Annotated in this window: 19 protein-coding genes; 12 read left to right on the top strand and 7 right to left on the bottom strand. The window is 70.0% G+C overall.

The features are described from left to right. Positions 1-25: 25 nt before the first annotated feature. A complete protein-coding gene (locus ACS5Q7_RS22745; RefSeq protein WP_478341541.1) occupies positions 26-1,297 on the top strand; it encodes a GGDEF domain-containing protein in 1,272 nt (423 codons plus the stop codon). Here ACS5Q7_RS22745 and der read toward each other — a convergent pair. After that, complete coding sequence (gene der, locus ACS5Q7_RS22740) at positions 1,201-2,550, bottom strand: ribosome biogenesis GTPase Der (protein WP_478341540.1); 1,350 nt, start codon at positions 2,548-2,550, stop codon at positions 1,201-1,203. The two genes, ACS5Q7_RS22745 and der, sit on opposite strands and share 97 nt — an antisense overlap. 24 nt (positions 2,551-2,574) lie before the next feature. Then, positions 2,575-3,285 (bottom strand): tetratricopeptide repeat protein, encoded by a 711-nt coding sequence (locus ACS5Q7_RS22735; RefSeq protein ID WP_478341539.1) that lies wholly within the window; start codon positions 3,283-3,285, stop codon positions 2,575-2,577. A gap of 393 nt (positions 3,286-3,678) precedes the next feature. Between ACS5Q7_RS22735 and ACS5Q7_RS22730 the strand changes: the two genes are divergently transcribed. Beyond that, on the top strand, positions 3,679-5,841 hold the full coding sequence (locus ACS5Q7_RS22730) for a TonB-dependent receptor (protein WP_478341538.1): 2,163 nt from the start codon (positions 3,679-3,681) through the stop codon (positions 5,839-5,841). 174 nt (positions 5,842-6,015) lie between these two features. On the opposite strand, the gene ACS5Q7_RS22725 is transcribed toward ACS5Q7_RS22730, so the two are convergent. Next, on the bottom strand, positions 6,016-6,621 hold the full coding sequence (locus tag ACS5Q7_RS22725; RefSeq protein ID WP_478341537.1) for an NnrU family protein: 606 nt from the start codon (positions 6,619-6,621) through the stop codon (positions 6,016-6,018). Positions 6,622-6,711: 90 nt separating this feature from the next. Between ACS5Q7_RS22725 and ACS5Q7_RS22720 the strand changes: the two genes are divergently transcribed. The 3 genes from ACS5Q7_RS22720 to ACS5Q7_RS22710 all read left to right on the top strand — a co-directional run bounded on the left by ACS5Q7_RS22720 (position 6,712) and on the right by ACS5Q7_RS22710 (position 8,824). Beyond that, positions 6,712-7,872 (top strand): hypothetical protein, encoded by a 1,161-nt coding sequence (locus ACS5Q7_RS22720; RefSeq protein ID WP_478341536.1) that lies wholly within the window; start codon positions 6,712-6,714, stop codon positions 7,870-7,872. Between the two features lie 61 nt (positions 7,873-7,933). Beyond that, positions 7,934-8,566 (top strand): MSMEG_1061 family FMN-dependent PPOX-type flavoprotein, encoded by a 633-nt coding sequence (locus ACS5Q7_RS22715; RefSeq protein ID WP_478341535.1) that lies wholly within the window; start codon positions 7,934-7,936, stop codon positions 8,564-8,566. A 27-nt stretch (positions 8,567-8,593) separates the two neighbouring features. Next, positions 8,594-8,824 carry a hypothetical protein gene (locus tag ACS5Q7_RS22710; RefSeq protein WP_478341534.1) on the top strand — a complete coding sequence of 77 codons (231 nt, stop codon included), beginning with the start codon at positions 8,594-8,596 and terminating at the stop codon, positions 8,822-8,824. A gap of 163 nt (positions 8,825-8,987) precedes the next feature. On the opposite strand, the gene ACS5Q7_RS22705 is transcribed toward ACS5Q7_RS22710, so the two are convergent. Further along, a complete protein-coding gene (locus ACS5Q7_RS22705) occupies positions 8,988-10,187 on the bottom strand; it encodes an alpha/beta hydrolase family protein (RefSeq protein WP_478341533.1) in 1,200 nt (399 codons plus the stop codon). 250 nt (positions 10,188-10,437) lie between these two features. Here ACS5Q7_RS22705 and ssb point away from each other — a divergent pair, with 250 nt between their 5' ends. Then, on the top strand, positions 10,438-10,995 hold the full coding sequence (gene ssb / locus ACS5Q7_RS22700; RefSeq protein ID WP_478341532.1) for a single-stranded DNA-binding protein: 558 nt from the start codon (positions 10,438-10,440) through the stop codon (positions 10,993-10,995). A 545-nt stretch (positions 10,996-11,540) separates the two neighbouring features. Here ssb and moaA read toward each other — a convergent pair. After that, a complete protein-coding gene (moaA, locus tag ACS5Q7_RS22695; protein ID WP_478341531.1) occupies positions 11,541-12,587 on the bottom strand; it encodes a GTP 3',8-cyclase MoaA in 1,047 nt (348 codons plus the stop codon). Positions 12,588-12,669: 82 nt separating this feature from the next. Between moaA and ACS5Q7_RS22690 the strand changes: the two genes are divergently transcribed. Both ACS5Q7_RS22690 and ACS5Q7_RS22685 read left to right on the top strand, forming a co-directional pair. Further along, the gene (locus ACS5Q7_RS22690; protein ID WP_342162186.1) at positions 12,670-13,107 is read left to right on the top strand and encodes a gamma-butyrobetaine hydroxylase family protein; all 438 of its coding nucleotides are present in this window, start codon (positions 12,670-12,672) and stop codon (positions 13,105-13,107) included. Beyond that, positions 13,107-13,418 (top strand): cupin domain-containing protein, encoded by a 312-nt coding sequence (locus tag ACS5Q7_RS22685; RefSeq protein WP_342162185.1) that lies wholly within the window; start codon positions 13,107-13,109, stop codon positions 13,416-13,418. Before ACS5Q7_RS22690 ends, ACS5Q7_RS22685 begins: the two co-directional genes overlap by 1 nt. 5 nt (positions 13,419-13,423) lie before the next feature. Here the strand turns inward: ACS5Q7_RS22685 and addB are convergent, their stop codons facing one another. Next, positions 13,424-16,573 (bottom strand): double-strand break repair protein AddB, encoded by a 3,150-nt coding sequence (gene addB / locus ACS5Q7_RS22680; protein WP_478341530.1) that lies wholly within the window; start codon positions 16,571-16,573, stop codon positions 13,424-13,426. Between the two features lie 130 nt (positions 16,574-16,703). Between addB and hemF the strand changes: the two genes are divergently transcribed. Together hemF and ACS5Q7_RS22670 are read left to right on the top strand one after the other, a co-directional pair. After that, a complete protein-coding gene (gene hemF / locus ACS5Q7_RS22675) occupies positions 16,704-17,636 on the top strand; it encodes an oxygen-dependent coproporphyrinogen oxidase (protein WP_478341529.1) in 933 nt (310 codons plus the stop codon). Between the two features lie 13 nt (positions 17,637-17,649). After that, positions 17,650-18,759, top strand: a complete 1,110-nt coding sequence (locus ACS5Q7_RS22670; RefSeq protein ID WP_478341528.1) for an ATP-dependent DNA helicase — start codon at positions 17,650-17,652, stop codon at positions 18,757-18,759. Between the two features lie 454 nt (positions 18,760-19,213). Here the strand turns inward: ACS5Q7_RS22670 and ACS5Q7_RS22665 are convergent, their stop codons facing one another. After that, entirely contained in the window at positions 19,214-20,194 is a 981-nt protein-coding gene (locus tag ACS5Q7_RS22665; protein WP_478341527.1) for a CobW family GTP-binding protein, read from the bottom strand. Positions 20,195-20,507: 313 nt separating this feature from the next. Between ACS5Q7_RS22665 and ACS5Q7_RS22660 the strand changes: the two genes are divergently transcribed. Then, on the top strand, positions 20,508-21,839 hold the full coding sequence (locus tag ACS5Q7_RS22660; protein ID WP_478341526.1) for an efflux RND transporter periplasmic adaptor subunit: 1,332 nt from the start codon (positions 20,508-20,510) through the stop codon (positions 21,837-21,839). A gap of 10 nt (positions 21,840-21,849) precedes the next feature. Next, on the top strand, positions 21,850-24,999 hold the full coding sequence (locus tag ACS5Q7_RS22655) for an efflux RND transporter permease subunit (protein ID WP_478341525.1): 3,150 nt from the start codon (positions 21,850-21,852) through the stop codon (positions 24,997-24,999). Positions 25,000-25,050 lie beyond the last annotated feature (51 nt).

The following is a 25,050-nucleotide window of genomic DNA, read 5'->3' as shown; positions in this document are numbered from 1 at the left end:
GCGCGGCGTGACAGGGCGTCCGTCCATGAACAGCGCGACCTTCCTGCTCGCCTTCAACTTCGCCATCGGCCTGTCCTTCGCCGCGGCCTTCCTGGCCGTGTCCCGGCGTTCCAGCCTTGCCCTTGGCCGCTACTGCGCCGCCGGCTTCGTGGCGGCGGCCTCGACGGTCGCCATCGAGGGGATGGTCGACGCGATTCCCTCCGTGCGCCTCGCCTCCACCCTCTCCTTCGGATCGCTGATGACGGCGCTCACCGCGATCACGGCGGGGCTCGTCCGGCATTACCGGCCGCAGGCGCGGACGGGCGCCCTCTGGACCGTCCTCGTCGTCGCGGTGATCGCCAACGCCTTCGTGGTGTTCGACTTTCCCCGGGGAACCTGGGAGCAGGCCCTCGGCTACCAGGGACCCTTCGCCGCGATGCTCGCCATCGCCGCGATGATCGTGGCCCGGCACTCGCCGCGGCGGCCGGTGGATCTCGCGCTCGCGGCGGTGCTCGGCCTCAGCGCCCTCCAGTTCGCGGCGAAGCTCGTCATGCTCGGCCTCGCGGGGGCGGGGCCGGGGGTGCGCGCCTATCTGGCGAGCCCCTACGCCTTCTACTCGCAGACGGCGGGGGGCATCCTGTCGCTGCTGCTCGGCCTCTCCCTCCTCGGCCTGCTGGTGGCGGAGACGATGGCCGAGGCGAGGGACCGGCTGCAGACGGACGCCCTCTCCGGTCTGCCGAACCGCGCCGCCTTCCTCGAACGGGCCGCGCGTACCCTGCGCGCCCTCCCGCCGGGTGAATCGGCCGCCCTGATCATAGCCGACCTCGACCGGTTCAAGGCGATCAACGACACCTATGGCCACAGCGCGGGCGATGCGGTGATCCGCGCCTTCGGGGCGATCCTGCGGGCGCATTGCGGCGAGGGGGCGCTCTGCGGACGCCTCGGCGGCGAGGAATTCGCCCTGCTCATCCCCGCCTGCACGCCCCAGGCGGCGCGGGCGCATGTCGAGGCGGTGCGGGCGCTCGGCAGGAGGACCCGCTATCCGGAGTTGCCGGAGAAGCACGCCGTCACCGCGAGCTTCGGCGTGACGCTGATGGAGCGCGACGAGCCGCTGGAGACGGCCCTGCACCGGGCCGACATGGCCCTCTACGCGGTGAAGAACGCAGGCCGCGACGGCCTGCGCTTCGCCCCCGACCCGCGCACCGCTCAGCCTGGCCCGGCTCAGCTCTTGTCGAACGGGTTCTGCGAGGTGCGCAAGCTCAGCCGGATCGGCGTGCCCGGCAGGTCGAAGGCCTCGCGCAGCCCGTTCACGAGGTAGCGCGTGTAGGATTTCGGCAGCGCGTCGAGCTGGTTGCCGAACAGGGCGAAGTGGGGCGGGCGGCTCTTCACCTGCGTGGCGTAGCGGATCTTGATCCGCCGGCCCGACACCGCCGGCGGCGGGTTGCGGGACAGGGCGTCGCTCAGCCAGTCGTTGATGCGCGAGGTGGAGACGCGCCGGTCCCAGACCTCGGCGGCATCGACGACCGCCTGCATCAGCTTGTCGACCCCCTGGCCGGCAAGGCCCGAGAGCGGCACCACCGAGACGCCGCGCACCTGCGGCAGCAGGCGGGTGCAATCCTCGCGCAGCTGCTTGAGGAGGCCCGGCTGGTCGGCCACGAGGTCCCACTTGTTGAGGCCGATCACCAGGGCGCGGCCCTCGCTCTCCACGAGGTCGACGATGGTGAGGTCCTGCTTCTCGAAGGGGATGGTCGCGTCGAGGAGCACCACCACCACTTCGGCGAAGCGCACGGCGCGCAACCCGTCCGAGACGGCGAGCTTCTCCAGCTTGTCGTCGATGCGGGCGCGGCGGCGCATCCCGGCGGTGTCGTGCAGCTTGATCCGCCGGCCCCGCCACTCCCAGTCGAGGGAGATCGAATCGCGGGTGATGCCGGCCTCGGGGCCGACCAGCAGCCGCTCCTCGCCGAGCATGTTGTTGATCAGCGTCGACTTGCCGGCATTGGGCCGCCCGACGATGGCGACGCGCAGCGACCGGCCGCCGGGGCCGTCCTCGTCCTCCTCCTCGTCGGGATCGGGCTTGGGCAGGGCCTCGATCAGGGCGTTGTGCAATTCGCCCAGGCCCTCGCCGTGCTCGGCGGAGAAGGGGATCGGGTCGCCGAGCCCGAGGGAGAACGCCTCGTAGGCGCCCGCCATCCCGGCCCCGCCCTCGGCCTTGTTGGCGATGAGGATGACCGGGCAGCCCGCCCGGCGGGTCAGTTCGGCGAAGGACTGGTCGGCCGGCAGCACCCCGGCGCGGGCGTCGATGACGAACAGCACCACGTCGGCGGCGAGGATCGCCGCCTCGGTCTGCATCCGCATCCGGCCGGTGAGGGTGTCGTCGTCGGCCTCTTCCAGGCCGGCGGTGTCGATCACCCGGAAGATCAGGCCGCCGAAGGCGACGTCGCCCTCGCGCCGGTCGCGGGTCACGCCGGGGCGGTCGTCCACGAGGGCGAGCTTCTTGCCCACGAGGCGGTTGAAGAGCGTCGACTTGCCGACATTCGGCCTGCCGACGATCGCGACGGTCGGCATGTCCATCGTGTCAGTCTCTATGTCTCAGGGTCAGCGGGTGATCGGCGGCGGCGGCGCGGCGGGTTCGGGCTTGGCCTCCGTCCGGGTGACGGGGCCGCCCGCGACGATGGCCGCGTAGACCTCGATGCGCTCGCGCAGGGAGCGCGGCGTGTCGGGATCGGCGACGATCTGGTCGAACCACCGGCTCGCCTCCTCGTAATCGCCCTTCTTCAGGGCGGCGAGGCCCAGCATCTCCCGTGCCGTGTGGCGATAGGGGCTGCCGGCGGCGAGGCTCTGCAGGTTGGCGAGCGCCGGATCCGGGTTCGGGCCGTCCATGCGGATCAGCGCGGCGCGCAGCCGGGCGAGGTCGCGCAGGCCGTCGCCGAGGGAGGTGTCGCCGGCGAGCGAATCGTAGTCGGTGGCGGCCTTGGCCGGGTTGGCCCTGGCGGTCTCGGAGGCGGCGCGGAAGCGGGCGAGGAGGCGGTAGCCCGTCGTGCCGTCCTGCTCCAGGGCGGCGAAGGCCTTGTCGGCCTCCTCGACCTTGCCGTCGCGGGCGAGGCGGTTGGCCGCGTCGAAGCGCAAGGAGGACGCCTCGGCCGCCGCGTGCTGCTGCGTCTGCCAATAGCGCCACCCGGCGACGCCCGCGACGAGCAGCACCGCGAGCGCGATGATCACGCCGCTGTAGCGGCGCCAGATCTTGAGGACCTGCTCGCGGCGGTAATCCTCGTCGACCTCGCGGATGAATTCTTTGTTCTCGGCCATCGTATCCCGGCCGGCGGCGCGCGCCGGACCACCTCGCGATCCTCGAAGGCCGTGCGCCTAACACAGGGGCGCGGACTTGGCGACCTGTGGCGCCCCGTGGGGGGCTCGCGCTCCGGCCGGCGGGTCCGATTCCCCGGCGTGACAATCCAGCAACAGGCCCGACAAAACGTTTCTGAATTTTATCTGTTCCAAATAAAATCTCTCAGAAAACCCGAAGAAAGCCAGCGGCATCCGTCCTTCCATGGAATTCTTCTGATGAAGTTTCCAAATTAAAGCCATTCATGGGGGCGGATTAAATGTTGATTGAGAAGAAACGCTCCGATTAATCCATCCGGAAGATCGAGATTAAGATCTTCAATCGAACGGCTTCCTAGCGAAGTCGCGGAGTGTCGGATGACTTGGGTTTTTGAGAAGCGTATCGCTTCTATTGTGCTGGCCGGCACTTGCCTGGCAAGCCCGGTGCAGGCGCAGCAGGCCGAGTTGGCTGCGCCGGAGTCGGGAATCGTCACCCTTGACCAGCTCTCGGTCGAGAGCGCGGCCGGCCGGCCCGAGCCGCAGGGCGGCGTGACGGTCGGCTACCTCACCAAGCAGACGCGCAGCGCCACCAAGACCGCGACGCCGGTCCTCGACATTCCGCAATCGATCACGGTGGTGCCGAAGGAGCAGATCCTCGATCAGAACTACCAGAACCTCACGGAGCAATTGCGCTTCGTGCCGGGCCTCGTGCCCGCCCAGGGCGAGGGCAACCGCGACCAGGTGGTGATCCGCGGGCAGAACACCAGCGCGGATTTCTACATCAACGGCATCCGCGACGACGTGCAGTACTTCCGCGATCTCTACAACATCCAGCGGATCGAGGTGCTCAAGGGGCCCGACTCGTTGATCTTCGGCCGGGGCGGCGGCGGCGGCGTCATCAACCGGGTGCTCAAGGAGGCGGACGGGTTCCGCGTCCGCGAGATCGTGGCGGGTGGCGGCCAGTTCGGCGACAAGCGCCTCGCCGTCGATATCGGCGACCGAATCAGCGACACCGCCTTCGTGCGCCTCAACGGCATGATCGAGGATTCGGGCACCTACCGGCAGTTCGGCGACCTGCGGCGCTATGGGCTCAACCCGACCGCGACCTTCCTCATCGACCCGCAGACGACGCTGAAGCTCTCCTACGAGTTCTTCCACGACGATCGCTTCCCCGATCGCGGCATTCCCTCGCAATTCGGGCGGCCCTACCGCTACCGCGACAACACGCGGACCTTCTTCGGCAACCCCACCGTCAACCACACCAAGGTCGATGCCAACATCGCCACGGTGCAGCTCGACCACCTCTTCGAGTCGGGCGTCGAGATGCACAGCCAGCTGCGCATCGCCGATTACGACCGCTACTACGTGAACACCCTGCCGGGCGGCGCCGTGAACGCGGCCGGCACCGCCGTGGCGATCACCGGCTATCGCAACGACACGACGCGGACGAACTACTTCAGCCAGAACGACTTCACCTACCGCTTCGCGACGGGCGACGTGAAGCACACGCTGCTCGGTGGGGTCGAGCTCGGCTACCAGGAGGGCACGGCCTTCCGGCAATCGCTGTTCTTCGGGAACAGCCTCGCGAGCAGCGTCGTGGTCAATCCGCTCAGCCCGCTGACCTTCGTGCCGACCTTCCTGCGCAACAACGGCACGACGGACGCCAACTCCCGCTACGACCTCGGCCTCGCGGCGCTCTACGCGCAGGATCAGGTCGACATCACCGAGTGGCTGCAACTCGTCGGCGGGTTGCGCTGGGACCATTTCGACTTCTCATCGACAGACCGGCGCACCCTCGTCACCAACAACCGGGTCGATGACCCGATCTCGCCCCGCGCCGGCCTCGTGCTGAAGCCCCTGCCGAACCTCGCCTTCTACACGAGCTACAGCGTCTCCTACCTGCCCTCGTCGGGCGACCAGATCGGCGTGTTCACGCCGGGCCTCGTCATCGCCAAGCCCGAGCAGTTCGAGAACACGGAGGTCGGCGTCAAGTACGACGTGAACCCGCGCTTCCAGGTGACGGCGGCGGCCTACAGCCTCGACCGCTACAACCAGCGACTGGCCGACCCGAACAATCCCGGCTTCTTCATCCTGTCGGGCAAGACCCATACGGAGGGCGTCGAGATCGGCGCGAACGGCTACGTCACCGATTGGTGGCAGGTGGCGGGCGGCTATTCCTTCACCGATGCCCGCATCGCCAGCGCCACCTCGGCCACCATCGTGCCGGGCAACCGGGTCGGGCTCGTGCCGTTCAACGCCTTCACCCTGTGGAACAAGTTCGACGTGACGCCGGATTTCTCGGTCGGCGTCGGGGTGCTGAGCTACGCCCACACCTTCGCGACCTCGGACAACACGGTCCGGCTCCCCGGCTACACCCGGTTCGACCTCGGCCTGTTCTATCAGATCAATGAGTTCGTCCGGGCGCAGGTCAACATCGAGAACCTGTTCGACCGCCGGTACATCGCCACCGCCGACAATAACAACAACATCACCCCGGGCGCCCCGCGCACGATCCGCGCGCAGATCGTCGCGCGGTTCTGAGGGGGGGCTTCGTCCGGACGCCCCGGTCCGTACCCTCTCGCCGTCGTTGCGAGGCGGAGCCGAAGCAATCCAGAGCGCGTCCTGTCCGGATGAGGCGGTGCCGCCTGGATTGCTTCACTGACGCTCGCAATGACGGCGGGAATCGAGGCGATAAGACGGAACCGCTCCGAGGCCTCACATGCTCCCCGGCCAGACCGGCACGCCGATCACCGGGTAGTGGAGGTAGCGGGCGAAGACGAACCACGCGGCGGTGCCGATCAGCACCACCAGCACGTCGTTGCGCCAGCCCACGGGCACGGCGACGGCGGCGCGGCCCCCGGCCGGCACGCCCGCCGCCCGCTCGCGGCGCTTGATGCTGATGCGGGCCGAGACCGCCCAGGCGAGGAAGCCGCCGAACAGCAGGATCGAACCCAGGTCGCCGTTGGCCAGCAGGTGGGCGGTGGCCCAGATCTTCACGGCGAGCAGCATCGGGTGCTTCGCCTTCGCGCGGATGTGGCTCGGGATGTAGGTCGCCGCGAGGCTGATGAAGGCGAGCAGCACCAGCGTCAGCGCGAGGTGGCGCGTCCAGACCGGCGGATCCCAGACCGGGATCATCCCCTGCAGCCGGTAATCGTGGAAGCCGACGCCGATCAGGATCAGGCCGAGCAGCGACAGCGCCGTGTAGCCGAGCTTGAACCGGCTCTCGCCGATCCGCCCGATGAGGGCCATCCGGCGGGCGCTGAGCATGGAGAAGGCGTGGGTGCCGAGGAACAGCACGAGGCCGAGGATGAGGAGAAGCATGACGGCCCGTGTCGACAAGGAGAGTGTAACTGTTCTCAAGCGAAGTTCGGGGCACTTGTCCAGGCGCCGCCCGGACGCAGCCCGTCCCCGATGCCGCGCCTCGCCCTCGCCCTCCTGCTCGCCGGGACCGCTGCCGCCCTCGCGCAGGGGGCTCCCGAGCCCCCGCTCTCGGCGCTGACCCTGGTCGGGCCGCCCTCCACCGTCTTCTCGGCGAAGCGCGACGCCTGCGACGGGGCCGACGTGCCCGACGCCCCCGCCCGCGCGTTCCGCGAGGCCTCTGGCGCCGTGGCCCTGTTCGGGATGCACTACCGCAACCGTGCCCTGCGCGGCCCGGACCTCGATCACCTGACGCTCGATTGCACGGTGGTGCTCGATTCGGCCGGCAACGCGGATCCCGCCGCCTATGACGACCGCTCGTGGATCACCGCCACCTGGACGGAGGACGGGCGCGCCGTGGCGGCCCTGGTCCATCACGAGTATCAGGCGAACGAGCATCCCGGCCGCTGCCCGGCGGGGCTCTACATGGCGTGCTGGTACAACACGATCACCGCCGCCGCCTCGGCCGATGGCGGACGCCGATTCACCCGCGCGAGCCCCCCCGCCGTGGTCGCCGGGGCGCCGTTCCGGCAGGAGGTCGGGCAGGGCCGCCACCGGGGCTTCTTCAACCCGTCGAACATCGTCGCGGACGGGCGCTGGCGCTACTTCCTCGCCTCCACCACCGGCTGGAAGGGCCAGGACGAGGGCGTCTGCCTGTTCCGCAGCGACGACCCCGCCGATCCGTCCCGCTGGCGGGCCTGGACCGGCGCGGGCTTCACCGCCGCCTTCCCCGATCCGTACCGGGGTGCGATCCGGGCGCCCGCCTCCTGCCGGCCGGTCGGGCCGTTCCCTGGACCCGTCGGGGCGGTGATCCGCCACCGGACGAGCGGCGCCTTCATCGCGGTGTTCATGGCGAAAGCCGGAGGCGCGTACGAGACGTCCGGCTTCTACTGGACCACCTCCCGCGACCTCCTCACCTGGGACCGGCCGCGCCTGCTCATCGCGGGCAAGACCCTCTACGACGATCCCTGCATGGCCGGCGGACGGATGATCGCCTATCCGTCGCTCCTCGATCCCGCCGCGCGGGGCCGCAACTTCGACGATGCGGGGGACACGGCGCTCCTCACCTATGCGAGCCTGCGCGTCGAGGGCTGCGCGATCACCTCCGACAGGGACCTCCTGCGCCGGCCCGTGGCGATCACCGTCTGGCCGTGACGGCCCCGGCTTGACCCGCCGGCACGGGGAATGCACGCCTTCCTGTCAGGGAGAGCATCTCATGGCGAGCGACACCCACGACGAATCCGTGATCCGCGACGAGACGGCCCTGCGCGCCGGCATCGGACCGGTGCGGGCGCTGGCCGCCGAGAAGGTGCTCGACCACCTCGACGCCTATGCCCTGCGCTTCATTGCCCTGTCGCCCTTCCTCGTGCTCGCCAGCGCCGACGGGACGGGCGACGTGGACGCGAGCCCGAGGGGTGACGCCCCCGGCTTCGTGACGGCGCCGGACGCGCGCACCCTGGTGATCCCCGACCGGCGGGGCAACAACCGGGTCGATTCCTTCGTCAACATCCTCACCAACCCCAATGTGGGGTTGATCTTCTTCGTGCCCGGCATCCCCGAGACCCTGCGGGTCAACGGCGCCGCCGAGATCACCCGCGACCCGGCGCTGTTGGAGCCCCTCGTCGCGCAGGGCAAGGTTCCCGAAACCGGCCTCGTCGTGCATGTGCGGGAAGCGCTGTTCCATTGCGGCAAGGCGCTGATCCGCTCCCATCTGTGGGATCCGGCCCATCATGTCCCGCGTGACGGCTTCCCGAGCCTCGGCCGCATCCTCGCCGACCAGACGCGGGCGCTTCCCGTCGAGGAGGCGGAGGCCTCCATCGCCGAAGCCTACGTGAACCGGCTATACTGACCGCCACGCCACCGCGAGGAGCCTCGCATGGACGATCCGAGACCGCCCGCCAACCGCGCCCGGGGCACCAGCGCCACGGGGGCGCAGACCCTCGGGGCCGGGGCGGCGGGGGCCTATGCGATGGGGGCGCTCGCCCTCGGCGTGGTGGTGTTCGGCGCCTTCGCCGTCGGCCGCCTGTCGATCGGCCGGGCGCGGATCGGCTCCCTGGAGATCGACGAGCTGACCGTGCGCCGGCTGCACATCCTCCGCGAGGAGTGAGACGGTTTCCGGCTGAACGGCACAGTCCTACCCCCGCCGTCTTTGCGAGGCGGAGCCGAAGCAATCCAGCGCGCGACATGTCCGAAGAGGGCCGCGCCGCCTGGATTGCTTCGCTGACGCTCGCAAAGACGATGAGGGCACCGAAGCGAGGGATGAGCGGCGCTCACCGCCCGTCGAACCACGTCTTCCACTGTGGGACGGCCTTGGCGAAGTTGCCCCGGTGGCTGGTGGGGCCGGTGGAGACGGCCTCCACCCGGTCGTTGCCGAGGGACTTCTGGTAGGCCATCGGCAATTGCCCGAGCTCGGTGCGAATGGCCTCGTCGGCCTCGCCGTAGAAGGTGCGGACGGGCGTCTTCACCACCCAGCGGTAGCACTGCGTCTGCGCCACGAGGCGGCCATAGGCTGAATCCGCGAAGAAGCGCGGGTCGTAATAGGCGGGCTTCACGACCTTGCGCAGGTCGGTGGGCACCGCGCTCGGGTCGAAGGGCAGGCGCTCGTAGGCGCGCTTGGCGAGGTCGTAGACCTCGTCGGTGAGGAGCGAGCGGGCGAGCCCCGGCACGCCGTAATAGTTCTCGAAGGAGAAGGCCGACAGGATGAACAGGGTCGGCACCCAGGTCGCGTCGTTCTTGCGCGGATAGTCGAGGAAGCCGCTCAGCGCCGCGAAGACGTCGGCCGGCGTGCTCGCGGTGGCGGTGGCCTTCACCGGCACGCCCGAGGCTTCGAGCTTCTCCAGCATCGCCAGGGTGACGAAGCCCCCCTGCGACCAGCCGCCGAGATACAGGTCGGCTGTGGCGACCTTGAGGTCGGCGAGCACTGCGCGGGCGGCCATCAGCATGTCGGTGGTCGCCTGCTGGTGGCTCGCCTTGACCATGTAGCCCTCCGGCTCCTCCGAGAGGCCGAGGCCGAAATAGTCGGCGCCGATCAGCACGTAGCCCTGCCCGGCGAACTGGGCGAGCATCAGCTGGGTCTCCGGCGATTCCCCCGGGAAGGAGGGCACCTGCCGTTTCCCGTAGACCGTGCCGTGTTGGTACGACACGATCGGCAGGGCGGCCTCCCCGGTCTCCGGCACCGCGACGAGGCCCGACGCCACGGTCGGCCTGTTCCCGCGCTCGGGAATCACCGAGGGGTACGTCACCCGGTAGAGCCTCACTGCGTTCCGGGCCGGCGTGTAGGTCACCGGGATGCCGGCGAAGGCCGGGGTGTCGGTGGTGAGGATGTGGTTGAGCCTGTCCGCGTCCCAGCGGCCGATCGCCTCGTACTGGACGCCGGAGGCGATGCGCACGGGATCGGCCGTCGCGGGGGCCGATCCCCAGATCAGGGCCAGCAGAGCCAGCAGGCGGACGAGGGCGGCCGCGATTCTCACCGGGTGACGTCACGCGCGGCTGAGCGGACGGGGCTCTCTCGCTACACCGGAGGATGCTACGGATTGATGAAGATCTAGGAGAGTTTTCGCAACCTGGGGATTGTCGAATCACAAGAACAAAAGTAGAACTTGTGGGTTGCCTCAGGTGCCTGTGGGATCCTGTCCGGCCGGCATTGCCGAGGGGTGGAGACGAGCGCATGTGTAGGCGGCAAGTGTAGCCCCGTGAGATGCGGAACGCGAGGAGAGATCGATGGCGGGCAGCGTCAACAAGGTGATTCTGGTGGGCAATCTCGGGCGCGACCCGGAGATTCGCCGACTCGGTTCGGGCGATCCGGTCTGCAACCTGCGGATCGCGACCTCGGAATCGTGGAAGGACAAGGCCACCGGCGAGCGCAAGGAAAAGACCGAGTGGCACTCGGTCGTGATCTATAACGAGAACCTGTCGCGGGTGGCCGAGCAGTACCTGCGCAAGGGCTCGAAGGTCTATGTCGAGGGCCAGCTCCAGACCCGGAAGTGGGCCGACCAGTCGGGCGTCGAGAAGTACACGACCGAGGTGGTGCTGCAGCGCTTCCGCGGCGAGCTGACGATCCTCGACGGGCGCGGCGGCGGTGGCGGCGAGTTCGCCTCCGAGGAGGAGGGCGGCGGCCAGATCAGCCGTGGCGGTGATTTCGGCGGCGGTGGTGGCGGCGGCCGGGGTGGCGAATTCGGCGGTGGCCGCGCCCAGGGCGGCGAGCGTCGCCCGGCCCCGTCCACGGGCGGCGGCGGTGGCCGCGCGGGCTACGACCTCGACGACGACATCCCGTTCTAGGGGCGGCCCCTCTTTTCCCTCTCCCCGCCTGCGGGGAGAGGCCCACGGACATCGTGTCGTGTCCGTGGGAAGCGCAGGCGAAGCCGGAGCGGTGGTGAGGGGGCTTCCCGCGAGAGGCTGGTCCGGTGAGCCCCCTCACCGTTGGCTGCCGCCTCGCCGCGCCGACGACGGGGTCGTCGCGGCCCTCTCCCCGCAAGCGGGGCGAGGGGAATGCTCACTGTCGACGCTCTCTCATACCCGCCCGTCACCCAGGCACGGGCAACCCCTCTCCCCGCCTGCGGGGAGAGGCCCACGGACACCTTGTCGTGTCCGTGGGAAGCGCAGGCGAAGCCGGAGCGGCGGTGAGGGGGCTTCCCGGAGGAGTCTCATCCTGCGCGCCCCCTCACCATCGGCTGCCGCCTCGCCGCGCCGACGACGAGGTCGTCGCGGCCCTCTCCCCGCAAGCGGGGCGAGGGGAATGCTCACCGTCGACGCTCTCCCAGACCCGCCCGTCACCAAGGCACGGGCATCCCCTCCCTCCACAGGCGGGCAGAGGGGATGCTCCGCTACCCCCCCGTGACGCTCATGTGCCGGGGCACGGCGGCCGGGCGCTGGCGCTCGATGACGAAGTCGTGGCCCTTGGGCTTGCGCGAGATCGCCTCCTCCACCGCCCGGGCCAGCACGGCATCGTCCTGCGTGGCGCGGAGCACGGCGCGCAGATCCGCCGAATCCTCCTGGCCGAGGCAGAGGTAGAGCTGGCCGGTGCAGGTCAGGCGTACCCGGTTGCAGCTCTCGCAGAAATTGTGGGTCAGCGGCGTGATGAAGCCGAGGCGACCGCCGGTCTCCTCCACGCGCACGTAGCGGGCCGGGCCGCCCGTGCGGTCGGGCAGCGGCGTGAGGGTGTAGCGGCTCTCCAGGCGCTGGCGCACCACCGAGAGCGGCAGGAACTGGTCCGTCCGGTCGGTTTCGATCTCGCCCAGCGGCATCACCTCGATCAGCGTCATGTCCATGCCGAGCCCGTGGGCCCAGGCGATCATGTCGGGGATCTCGTCGCCGTTGACGTCCCGCAGGGCCACGGCGTTGATCTTCACCTGCATCCCGGCCTTGCGCGCGGCCTCGATGCCGCCGAGCACCACCGGCAGGTCGCCCCGGCGGGTGATGTCCTTGAACTTGGCCGCGTCCAGGGTGTCGAGGGAGACGTTGACGCGCTTCACCCCCAGAGCCGCCAGTTCGGGCGCGAAGCGCGCGAGCTGCGTGCCGTTGGTGGTGAGGGTCAGTTCCTTCAACACGCCCGAGTCGAGGTGGCGCGAGAGCCGGCGGAACAGGTGCATGATGTCCCGGCGCACCAGGGGCTCGCCCCCGGTGATGCGCAGCTTGCGCACGCCCCGCGCGATGAACACGCCGCAGAGCCGGTCGAGCTCTTCCAGGCTCAGGAGGTCGCGCTTGGGCAGGAATTGCATGGTCTCCGACATGCAATAGGCACAGCGCAGGTCGCAGCGATCCGTCACCGAGATGCGCAAGTACGAGATCGCCCGCTGGAACGGGTCGATCAGCGGCGCGGGCCTCGCGCCGGCCGGCAGGACCGTCGAAGGGAGGGAGATGTCATCGGCCATTATGCCAGATATGATGGCCGGAACGCCCCCGGGCAAGCGTGCCCAGTGAGCGCAACCCCCGATTGCCGCAACGGTGTGACCCGTGAACCCTGTCCAGACCCAGGACCAAGGCCAGGATTTCTGGCCGACCGAGCTGCGCCTGTCCCCGGACAAGCGGATCCTCAACGTCGCCTTCGAGGACGGCACGCGCTTCGCCCTGCCGGCCGAATACCTGCGGGTGTCGAGCCCGTCCGCCGAGGTGCAGGGTCATTCCCCCGCCGAGCGGAAGGTGCTCGGCGGCAAGCGCAACGTCGCGATCCTCGGCGTGGAGCCGGTCGGCAACTACGCGGTGAAGCTCACCTTCGACGACATGCATGACACCGGCCTCTACGGCTGGGGCTACCTGCACGAACTCGGCCGCAACTACGTGCGGCGATGGGAGACCTATCTCGGCGAACTCGCGGAGCGGGGGCTCGACCGCGACACGGTGGCGCCCGCCAAGTCCGGCGGCTGCGGCTCGGGCTCCTGCGGCTGCCATTGATGCCGGGCTTCGCCTGCACGATCCCTGCGGTGCCGACGGTGCAGCAGGACGACGCCTCCGTGCGCGTCACGCGCTGGGATTTTACGCCCGGCGCGGTCACCGGCTGGCACGAGCACGGCTGGCCCTATGTCGTGGTGATGCTCGCCGACGGCATCCTGCGGGTCCATGACGGACAGGCGGTGAGCGAGACCGCCCTGAAGGCCGGGGACACCTACACCCGCCCGGCCGGCATCCGGCACGATGTGATGAACGGCGCGGATCATCCGATCGCCTTCATCGAGATCGAGCTGAAGCGGCCCGGCGCCCTTTAGAGGCCCTACTCCTCCTCGCCGCCCTCGCCGCCCAGCGACCATTCCTTGACCCGCGCGAGGTGGTCGTAGGCCCCCGTGCCCTTCGCGTATTGCGGGTAGGGGCGTGAGGTGAAGGCCGCCTCCCCGGTGAGGAACCGGGCGATCAGGCCGCGCAGGCGCTGCATGTGGTCGGCGACGATCGCCTCGACGCTGCGCTCGTCGCCGCGGGGCGGCTTCACGGGGATCGGCACGAAGGCCTTCCGCCCGCCCGAGGCTTGGACGTAGAGCAGGTCCGGCGTCTGCGCGGTGCGCGGCAGGTCCTTGAACGCGCCCTGCATCAGCATCGCCGCCTCCAGCGTCAGCTGCGGCGAGAAGCCGGCGAAGATCTCCTTCGCGCTCGGCACGGTGCCGGTCTTGAAGTCCACGATGCAGGCGGTGCCGTCCGGCCGGAGTTCGATCCGGTCGGCGCGGGCGCGCAGGGTGAAGGTCTCGCGGCCGAGCGGAATCGTCCAGCGGCCGAACATCTCGGCATGGACGCGGGTGAGGCCGGGCCGCCGCTCGGCCTCCCAGGGCAGGTAGGCGAGGGCCATTCGCGTATACCGCGGCCGCCATTCGGCAAAGAGGCTCGGATAGGCCTCGCTGATCGGCGCGAAGACCTTCAGAGCGATCTGATCCAGGCGCTCGTGCGCCAGCGGCGGCAGTGCCTGCGGATACGCGGTGGCGAACTCCGAAAAGATGCGGTGGACCAGGGTGCCGCGCTCGCCCGCGCCGGGCTGTGCGGCCAGCGGTTCCAGGGGATCGAGGCCGAGGACGTGCCGCGCGAAGATCGCGTAGGGGTCGCGCACCAGGGTCTCGATCTCGGTGACGCTGAGGCTGCGGGGGAACAGGGCCGGGTCGGGCTTGGGCGCGGGCCGCTTCAGGCGCGGCTGGGCGGGCGCGGCATCGAGGGCGGCGGCGAGGCCCGACAGGCGCCGCCCGGCGTTCAGCGCCGTGCCCCAGGCCTCCTCGCCCGCGAAGGCGCGCATCCGCTGGATCAGCCGCGAGGGGACGGTGGGCGAACCGTCGCGCTTGAGGGCGCGGGTGATCACCACATCGTGGCAGCCCAGGGCCTCGGTGAAATCGTGGGCCATCTGGCCGATCCGCCGCTCCGGCGGGTCGAGGCCGATCCGCTCGCGCATCGGGCGGTTCAGGAAGGCGTCGGTCACGGTGCGCACCGGCCAGACGCCCTCGTCCAGGCCGCCGATCACGATGCGGTCGGCCTCGAGCAGGCGCGCCTCGATCAGCCCGAGGATGCGCAGGCGTGGATGCGGCGAGGGTCCGGCGCAGCCGACCTTCCGCTCCCGCGTCAGGGTGGTGAAGAAGCTCGGATAGTCGGCGAACTCGCCCTCCATCCCGCCGGGCTCGGCCATGTCGAGGTCGTCGAATAGGGTGTCGAGGCAGGCGAGCGAAGCCTCGGCCTCCGCTGCCTCGTCCCCCTCCGGGCCGGAGAGCAGGGCCTCGCAGGCTTTCCGGTGTCCGGCGGCCAGGGCGACGAGGTCGTGGGTGCCCCTGCCGTCTGGGCCGGGGAACTCGGCGAAGGCGCCGTCCAGCCGGTCGAGGATCGAGGCGGCCAGCTCCCAGTCGATCTCCGTCAGGCGCCGCTCGGCCCGGGGCGGGCGGCGGTCCGGGTCCTCCCCCGTCCGCCGCGCGGCGAGCGCCCGGCGCAGGCCCGCCAGGGCCGGGGCGGGGGCGGGGCCGCGCAGCAGGCCGATCTCCAGGGCGGCGGCGCCGCGCACCAGATCCGCGCGGGCGAGGCCGAGGCGCACCATCGGGTGCGACAGCAGGGCGATGAGCCGGGCGGGGAGGGAGTCGGCCTGTTCGCGGGCTAGGTCGGCGGCGAATTCCGCCGCGAGGCGGGCGAGGCGCCCGGCCGGGGCGGCGGCCAGGGCCAGCCCGGCGGAATCCTCCGCGACGATCCCCCAGCGCAGCAGCTCGACGGCGACCCGGCCCGCGAGCCCCCTGTCGGGGGTGACGAGGAAGGCCGTCGCGCCGGGCGTCTCCAGGGTCTCGCGCAGCGCCAGCGCGGCGACCAGCGCCTCCTCGCGCTCGTCGGTGGCCTCCACCAGGGCGAGCCCGTCGAGGCCGAGTTGCGCGGTGGCCTCGCGCTCGGCCGGGTCGAGAATCGACCACGCATCGGTGGTGTCGGCGGGCCGGAGCGCCTGGGAGAGCATCCGGGCGCGGGCCGTCCCGGCGTCGTCGGGGGTGCCGAGCGCGACGATCTCCGTCCGGTTCATGGCGAGGCCGCCCGGCCCGAGCAGCCGGTGCAGGATCGCCTGCGGATGGCCGTGGGCGATGGTGCGGGTGAAGCCCTCGCCGGTCTCGATCCCGTCCCAGCCGGCCTCGTCGAGGTCGAGATCGAGCCCCGGCAGCACCACCGCGCCGCGCGGCAGCCTCGCCACGGCGGTGATGAGCTTGGCGGTGGCGGGCACCGAGCCGAGGGAGCCCGCGACGATCACCGGATCGTCCGGGGTCTTGGCGAGGCGCTCGCCCTCCGCGAGGATCAGGCTGCGGGCGCGGGCGACGGGGTCGGCGAGCTGGCGCGCGTCGAGGAGCTTCGGCCAGTTCTCGGCGGCGATCTTCACGAAGTCGAGGGTCAGGCCGAAGTAGCGGGAATACTCCGCCTCCACCGCCCCCGCGATCTCCGACCAGGGCAGGCCCTCGACGGTGAGCGAATCCATCAGCCCTTCGAGGTCGCCCGCCAGCCCCACCGCGTCGGCGGGGGAGGAGGGCACGAGGAACGGCACCTCGTCCTGCAGGGGCAGGAGCGAGCGGTCGACGGTCTGCGCCCAGGCGCGGACGAGGCGGGCGAGGATCAGCCGCCGCTCCAGCGGCGCGATGGGCGGCCGGGCCGGGGTGGCGCCGAGCAGCGGATCGGCGGCGAGGTCGAGTTCGGCCTCGTCCGCCTCGCCGAGCGGCACGGTGCGCGGCAGCAGCGCCGCGTCGCCCAGCCGCGCGGCCAGGATCGCCGACAGGGCGCGGGCCGCCCGGCGGGTCGGCAGGTAGATCGAGACGGAGGCCAGCGCCAGCGGGTCCCGCGCCACCGGCCCGACCAGCTGCCCGGACAGCAGGGCGTCGGCCACGGCCGGCAGGAACGGCACGCCACGGGAGACGGTGAAGACGGCCTGGCGGGCGGTCATGAAGCGGGCGGGGTTTCGGAAGGCGAGGACGGGCTTCGCGGGAGGCCCTTATACACGCTCCGGCGGGGCGCCGCCCCCGATTGACGCCCGCCGATTGACGCCCGCTTGGCGGGGTGGGAAAGCCATTACCATGAGCATGCCCGCCGATCCCCGTGCCGCCCTCGGCCTGCCGGTCCGAGAGGCCGATGTCGCCGCCATGAAGGCGGAGGCCGCGTCCTGGTTCGCCACCCTGCGGGACCGGATCGTGGCCGCCTTCGAGGCGATCGAGGACGAGGCGGAGGAGCCCCTGCACCCGGACGCCCCGCGCGAGCCCGGCCGCTTCGTCCTGACGCCGTGGCAGCGCACCGACCACAGCGGCGTGCCGGGCGGCGGCGGGGTGATGGCGATGCTCAAGGGCCGGGCCTTCGAGAAGGCCGGTGTCCACATCTCGACCGTGCATGGCGAATTCGCACCGGAGTTCCGGGCTCAGATGCCCGGCGCGGCGGAGGATCCGCGCTTCTTCGCGACCGGCATCTCGCTGATCGCCCATCCCTGGAACCCGCACGCGCCCACCGTGCACATGAACACGCGGTTCGTGGCGACGACCAAGGCATGGTTCGGCGGCGGCGCCGACCTGACCCCCGTGCTGGAACGGCGGCGCAATCAGGACGACCCGGACAGCCGGCACTTCCATGCCTGCCTGCAGAAGGCCTGCGAGGCCCACGGGGCGGATTATGCCGCCTACAAGGCGTGGTGCGACGAGTATTTCCACCTCAAGCACCGGAACGAGCCGAGGGGCATCGGCGGGATCTTCTACGATTACCGCTGGAGCGAGGAGCCCCAGGCGGACCTCGCCTTCACCAAGTCGGTCGGCCTCGCCTTCCTCGACGCCTATCCGCCAATCATGCGCGGGAACATGCGCAAGGCCTGGACGGAGGAGGACCGCCACGAGCAGCAGGTCCGGCGCGGGCGCTACGTGGAGTTCAACCTGCTCTACGACCGGGGCACGATCTTCGGGCTGAAGACCGGCGGCAACGTCGCCTCCATCCTGTCCTCCCTGCCGCCGACCGTGCGCTGGCCGTGAGGTCGCCCCCGCGATGACCGCTGCTTACGCGCCGCAGCAGGACGCGGCCCTGAAGGCGATCGACGCGTGGCGCCGCGACGGCGGCGCGCAGGTGTTCCGGCTGTTCGGCTATGCCGGCACCGGCAAGACGACGCTGGCCCGGCGCATCGCCGAGGACGTCGACGGCACGGTGGTGTTCGGCGCCTTCACGGGCAAGGCCGCCTCGGTGATGCGCCAGAAGGGCTGCCACGAGGCAGCGACGATCCACTCGCTGATCTATCGCACCAAGGAGGCGGAGGAGGGCGGCGGCCCGACCTTCACCCTCAACCGCTCCGGCCCGGTGGCCAAGGCGGACCTCATCGTCATCGACGAATGCTCGATGGTCGATTCCGACCTCGGCAACGACCTCCTGTCCTTCGACAAGCCGGTGCTGGTCCTGGGCGATCCGGCCCAGCTGCCGCCGGTGCGCGGCGGCGGCTTCTTCACCGAGGCCGAGCCCGACGTGATGCTCACCGAGGTCCACCGGCAGGCCAAGGACGACCCGATCGTGCGCATGGCCATGACCGTGCGCGAGGGCGGCCGGCTGGAGCGGGGGGAGTTCGGGGAGAGCCGCGTCGTCTCCCGCCGGGACCTCGATCCGGCGCAGGTCATGGAGTGCGATCAGGTGCTGGTCGGGCTCAACAAGACGCGGCGGCTCTACAACAACCGCTTGCGGGAGATCGCCGGCCACACCGATCCGATGCCGGCGGTGGGGGAGAAGCTGGTCTGCCTGCGCAACGACCGGGTGAAGGGCCTACTCAACGGCTCGACCTGGACGGTCCATGCGCTCCGCGCCCCGCCCCGGCCGGACATGGTCCGCCTCGACATCGTGCCGGAGGACGATCCGGCGCTGCGCCGCCGCCCCACCGACATCAAGGTGCTGCGGGCGATGATCGCCGGCTCCGATGAGGAGATCCCCCTCTACCAGCGCCGGGAGACCGACGAGTTCACCTACGGCTACGCGCTCACCGTGCACAAGGCGCAGGGCTCGCAGTGGGACAAGGTGACGTTGTTCGATGAATCCTACGCCTTCCGCGAGCACCGGGCCCGGTGGCTCTACACTGGGCTGACGCGGGCGGCGCAGGCGATCACCGTGGTGGTGTGACGCGCCTTCCCCTCTCCCCGTCCTGCGGGGAGAGGCCCACGGACACCTTGTCGTGTCCGTGGGAAGCGGAGGCGAAGCCGCAGCGGCGGTGAGGGGGCTTACCGGAAGAGGCGCATCCGGCGCGCCCCCTCACCCCCGGCTGCCGCCTCGCCGCGCCGACGACGGGGTCGTCGCGGCCCTCTCCCCGCAGGCGGGGCGAGGGGACTGCTCACCGTCGACGCTCTTCTATACCCGCCCCTCACCCAGGCACGGGCAACCCCCTCTCCCCGCTTGCGGGGAGAGGCCCACGGACACCTTGTCGTGTCCGTGGGAAGCGGAGGCGAAGCCGCAGCGGCGGTGAGGGGGCTTACCGGATGAGGCGCGTTCGGCGCGCCCCCTCACCCCCGGCTGCCGCCTCGCCGCGCCGACGACGAGGTCGTCGCGGCCCTCTCCCCGCAGGCGGGGAGAGGGGGCTTTAAACCCGGCAGGCCTCGAAGCCCTTGCGGATCGTCGCCTCGTCGAGGTTGCGGCCGATGAAGACCACGCGGCTGACACGCTTTTCGTCCTTCCCCCAATCGCCCTGCACATCCCCGTCGAGGATCATGTGCACGCCCTGGAAGACGAAGCGCTTCGGCTCGTTCGGGAAGGCGACGATGCCCTTGCAGCGCAGGATGTCCGGACCCTGGACCTGCGTGAGGTTCGAGATCCACGGCATGAACGTCTCCGGGTCCACCTCGCCCTCGATCTTCGCGGAGATCGAACGGATCTCCGCATCGTGGTGATGGTGGTGGCCCTCCTCGAGGAAGTCGGGCTCCAGGTCGAGGATGCGGTCGAGGTCGAAGGCGTTGCGCTCCAGCACCGCGTCGAGGGGCACCGCGCAGTTCGTCGTGCGGTGGAGCTTGGCCAGCGGGTTGATGGCGCGGATCTCGCCCTCCACCCGGTCGAGGTCGGCGGGCGAAACGAGATCGGCCTTGTTCAGCAGGATCACGTCCGCGAAGGCGATCTGGTTCTTCGCCTCGGGGGCGTCCTTCAGGCGCTCGGTCAGCCACTTGGCGTCGGCCACCGTCACCACCGCGTCGAGGCGGGCGGCGTCGCCGACATCCTGGTCGACGAAGAAGGTCTGGGCGACGGGGGCCGGGTCGGCGAGGCCCGTGGTCTCCACGATGATCGCGTCGAACTTGCCCCGGCGCTTCACCAACCCATCCATGATGCGGATCAGGTCGCCGCGCACGGTGCAGCAGACGCAGCCGTTGTTCATCTCGAACACTTCCTCGTCCGCGCCGACGACGAGATCGTTGTCGATGCCGATCTCGCCGAACTCGTTGACGATGACTGCGTAGCGGCGCCCGTGATTCTCGGTGAGGATGCGGTTGAGCAGGGTCGTCTTGCCCGCGCCAAGATAGCCGGTGAGCACCGTGACCGGGATCTTGCCGTCCGTCTGGGGGGAATGTGCCATAGCGGCCTGCCGTGTTCGCGAAGGGTCGTCGGGGTTTGCGGCTGTAACATTGTCACGCGAGCCCGCCAACGGAAGACCCCTGGTCCCCCGACCGTCACAGGTCCGTCATGCCCCTCCCTCACACACGGGGGGACCCCTCACGAAACCGTCGTTTGCCGCGCGGCAGCCGAGGTTCTAACCCCCCTCCCGAGACGGTGGCGCGCGTGTCTTCGTGCCATTGCCTTGGAAAAGCGCCAACCTTCGGTTCAACGCTTGCTTCCGAGGCAAGCGCGAATCGCGGTCGATGTCTCCCCGCCCGGCTGAAACGACTTCCATGGACGCCCGCAACCCCCTTCACCAGGATCAGGCAGGCACCTCCCGCACGCGGCCCGTCCGTCGGCGACGGGGCCTCGGCCTTCTGGTCCTTCTCGTCATCCTCGGGGGTGTCGGCGCCTTCGCCTTCCTGCGCCCGCAGGAGGCGCGCGACCTCGGCGAGCGAATCGTGGCCGCGGCCAAGGGCCTGTTCGCCTCGGACGACAAGGACCCCGGGATCGATGTGACGAAGGCCTCCCCGGTGGAGCGGGTGTTCCGCCCGAGCAAGGAGCAGCGCGCCTCCTTCGAGATCCTGCCCGTGGCGACCCAAGTCTTCCGGCCGGAAGGCGCGGCGGAGGGGCGCATCGCCCTCAACGACGACGACAACGTGCCCGTCGTCTCGCCCTATGCCGGCCGTGTCACCAAGGTGCTGGTCCGGGCGGGCGACGACGTGAAGGCCGGGGACGTGCTGTTCGTGGTCGAGGCCACGGACATGGTCCAGGCGCAGAACGATTATCAGGCCGCCCTCAACACCCTGCAGAAGCAGCAGGCCCTGCTGAAGCTCGACCAGACCATCGCCAACCGGCAGCAGGAGCTGTTCCAGGCCAAGGCGGTGGCCCTGAAGGACTACCAATCCGCGCAGAACGACGTCATCGCCGCGCAGAGCGACCTGAAGACCGCCGAGGCCGCCCTCGACGCGGTGAAGAACCGCCTGCGGCTGCTCGGCAAGTCCGATTCGGAGATCGCGGCCTACGAAAAGAACGGCACGATGAGTCCGGAGACTCAGATCCGCGCGCCCATCGCCGGCACCATCGTTCAGCGCAAGGTCGGCATCGGCCAGTACATCAGCGCCTCCGGCGACCCGCAATTCGTGATCGGCGACCTCTCCACCGTCTGGCTCATCGCCAACGTGCGCGAGAGCGAGATCCCCAAGATCCGCATCGGCCAGGAGGTCGAGGCGAAGGTGGCGGGCTTCGGCACTCGCATCTTCAAGGCCCGGGTCAACTACATGGCCGCGAGCCTCGACGCCGCGACCCGGCGGCTCGCCGTGCGCAGCGAGGTCGACAACCCCGACCGGGTGCTCCGGCCGGAGATGTTCGCCACCTACACGATCATCACCGGAAAGGGCGAGCCGAGCCCGAGCGTGCCGCTCGGCGCCGTCGTCTACGAGGGCGGGCGCACCCATGTCTGGGTGGCGCGGCCGGACGGAGCGGTGGAGGCCCGGGACGTCCAGCTCGGGCTGATCAACGCGGACAACGCCCAGGTCGTCTCAGGCCTCCAGGCTGGTGAGCAGATCGTGACCCGCGGCGCCCTGTTCATCGACAGGGCGGCCACGGGCGACAAGGCGTCGTGAGGCGGGCCCGATGAACGGTCTGATCGTCTTCGCGCTCAAGCAGCGCGTCCTCGTCTGCCTGCTCTTCGTGCTGATGCTCGGCATCGGCTACGCGGCGTACACCAAGCTCAACATCGAGGCCTATCCGGACCCGGTGCCGCCGCTCGTCGACGTCATCACCCAGAATCCCGGCCAGTCGGCGGACGAGATCGAGCGCTACATCACCATCCCGCTCGAGGTGGCCCTGGCGGGCATTCCCAACGCCCAGGTGGTGCGGACGATCTCGCTGTTCGGTCTCTCCGACGTGAAGGTGCAGTTCAACTACGAGTACACTTACAACGAAGCGCAGCAATGGGTGCTCAACCGCCTGTCGCAGGCGCCGCAGCTCCCCAACGGCGCCCAGCCCTCGATCTCGCCCACGAGCCCGGTCGGCGAGATCATGCGCTACAAGCTCGTCGGCCCGAAGGGCTACTCGCCCACCGACATGAAGACCCTGCAGGACTGGGTGCTCCAGCGCCGCTTCAAGGCGATTCCCGGCGTGGTGGACGTGACGGCCTTCGGCGGCAAGGCCAAGGAATTCGAGATCGCGGTCGACCTGAACCGGCTCCAGGCGCAGGGCCTGACGCTGGTGCAACTGACGGCCGCCCTGAACAACGCCTCGATCAACGTCGGCGGCCAGACGCTGAACGTCGGCCAGCAATCGGCCGTGGTGCGCGGCGTCGGCCTGATCCGCGACATGGACGACATCAAGGACACGCTGATCAGCCTCGTGAACGGCGTGCCGGTGCTGGTGCGGGACGTGGCCGAGGTGCGCGTCTCCAACGCCCCCCGGCTCGGCATCGTCGGCCACGACGACCAGCCGGACGTGGTCGAGGGCATCGTGCTGATGACCCGCGGCGGCGAGAGCCTGCCGACGCTGCAGCGGGTCGAGGCCGAGATCGACAAGATCAATTCCTCCACGATCCTGCCGCCGGACGTGAAGATCGAGCGGATCTACGACCGCTCGGGGCTGATCCACACCACCACCCACACGGTGATGCACAACCTCGTCTTCGGCGTGGTGCTGGTCTTCGTGGTGCAGTGGCTGTTCCTGGGCTCGCTCACCAGCGCGATCATCGTGGCGGCGACGATCCCCTTCGCGCTCGGCTTCGCCATCCTGATCCTGGTGATCAGGGGCGATTCGGCGAACCTCCTGTCGCTCGGCGCCATCGATTTCGGCCTCATCGTCGATGCGACGGTGATCATGGTCGAGAACGTCTTTCGCCATCTCGCCGAGCCGGAGCATTCCGAGGGGCAGGCGGCACCGGGGGGCCTGAAGGGGCGGCTCGGCACCATCGCCATCGCGGGCTCGGAGGTGAACCGGGCCATCTTCTTCTCGGCCACGATCATCATCGTCGGCTTCCTGCCGCTCTTCACCATGTCGGGCGTCGAGGGCCACATCTTCGGGCCGATGGCCAAGACCTACGCCTACGCGCTGGTCGGCGGCCTGATCGCCACCTTCACCGTCTCGCCGGCCCTGTCGGCTCTGATGCTGCCGAAGAAGCTGGAGGAGCGCGACACCCTGATCGTCCGGGTGCTGCGGGTCGCCCACGAGGCGGCGCTGCGCTTCGGCCTCCACAATCGGGTGCTCACCGTCGCCGTGATGCTGGCGGTGCTGCTCGGCTCGGGGCTCGCCGCGCGCCATCTCGGCCTGGAATTCCTGCCGAAGCTGGAAGAGGGCAACCTCTACGTGCGCGGCACCATGCCGTCCTCGATCTCCCTCGAGGCGGGCAACGCCTACGTGCAGCGCCTGCGCAAGATCTTCCAGGAGGTGCCGGAGGTCACGACCGTCCTGTCGCACCAGGGTCGGCCGAACGACGGCACCGACGCCACCGGCTTCTTCAACGTCGAGATCCTGGCGCCGCTCAAGCCCATCGACCAGTGGCGCAAGGGCCTGGACAAGGACACCCTGATCCACGACCTCAGCGCACGGCTCGACCAGGAGTTTCCCGGCATCGAGTTCAACTTCTCCCAGTATATCGAGGACAACGTCCAGGAGGCGGCCTCCGGCGTGAAGGGCGAGAACTCGGTCAAGATCTACGGCTCCGACCTCGCCCAGCTGACGAAGACCGCCAACCAGGTGAAGGCGGTGCTCTCGACCGTTCCGGGCATCACCGACCTGTCGGTGTTCGAATCCCTCGGCCAGCCGACGGTGCGGATCGACGTCGACCGGCACAAGGCCGCCCGCTACGGCCTGTCGATCAGCGACGTGAACACCACGATCCAGGCGGCGGTCGGCGGCCAAACGGTGGGAGACCTCTACGAATACGGCTCGGACCGGCACTTCCCCATGCGGGTGCGCCTCGCCAAGGAATACCGCTCGTCGCTGGCCACGATCCGCAACATCGCGGTCGGCGCCCAGAACCCGAATGGCGGCGTGGTGCAGGTGCCCCTCTCCGAGATCGCGGACGTGGATCTCGTCTCCGGCGCCTCGTTCATCTACCGCGAGGATCAGGAACGCTACATCCCGGTGAAGTTCTCGGTGCGCGGGCGCGACCTCGGCTCGACGGTGCTGGAGGCCCAGCGCCGGGTGGAGCAGGAGGTCGACATGCCCTCCGGCTACCACATGGAATGGGTCGGCCAGTTCACGAACCTCACCGAGGCGGCGACCCGGCTGAGCCTCGTCGTGCCGATCACCCTGCTGCTGATCGCGCTGCTGCTGTTCGTGAACTTCTCCTCCGTGACCGACATGATGCTGACCCTGTCGGTGATCCCGATGGCGATGATCGGCGGCATCTTCGCCCTGTTCGTGACGGGCACGCCGTTCTCGATCTCGGCGGCGATCGGCTTCATCGCCCTGTTCGGCATCTCGACCATGGAGGGCGTGATCCTGCTCGCCTACTACAACCAGCTCCTCGAGGAGGGCTGGGAGCGGTCGGAGGCGATCTGGAACGCCGCCGTGGTGCGGATGCGCCCGGTGATGATGACCTGCGTCGCGGCCTGCGTCGGCCTGCTGCCGGCGGCGATCTCAACCGGCATCGGCTCGCAGGTGCAGAAGCCGCTGGCCCTCGTCGTGGTCGGCGGCATCATCCTGGCGCCGAACCTGATCCTCGTGATCGTGCCGATCCTGATCTCCCTGTTCTCCCGGCGGAAGACCAACCCTGAGGCCAGGGCCTTGCGCGAACACCGGATGGCGGCGTGATGGCCGGGCTCTTCCGGAGGGCCGTGGCTGGCGGGCCACAGGCGCCCGGCT

This window comes from Methylobacterium sp. Gmos3 (assembly GCF_056430985.1).
Note: the sequence above shows the minus strand (reverse complement) of the source record. Positions and strands in the feature narration are given on the sequence as shown.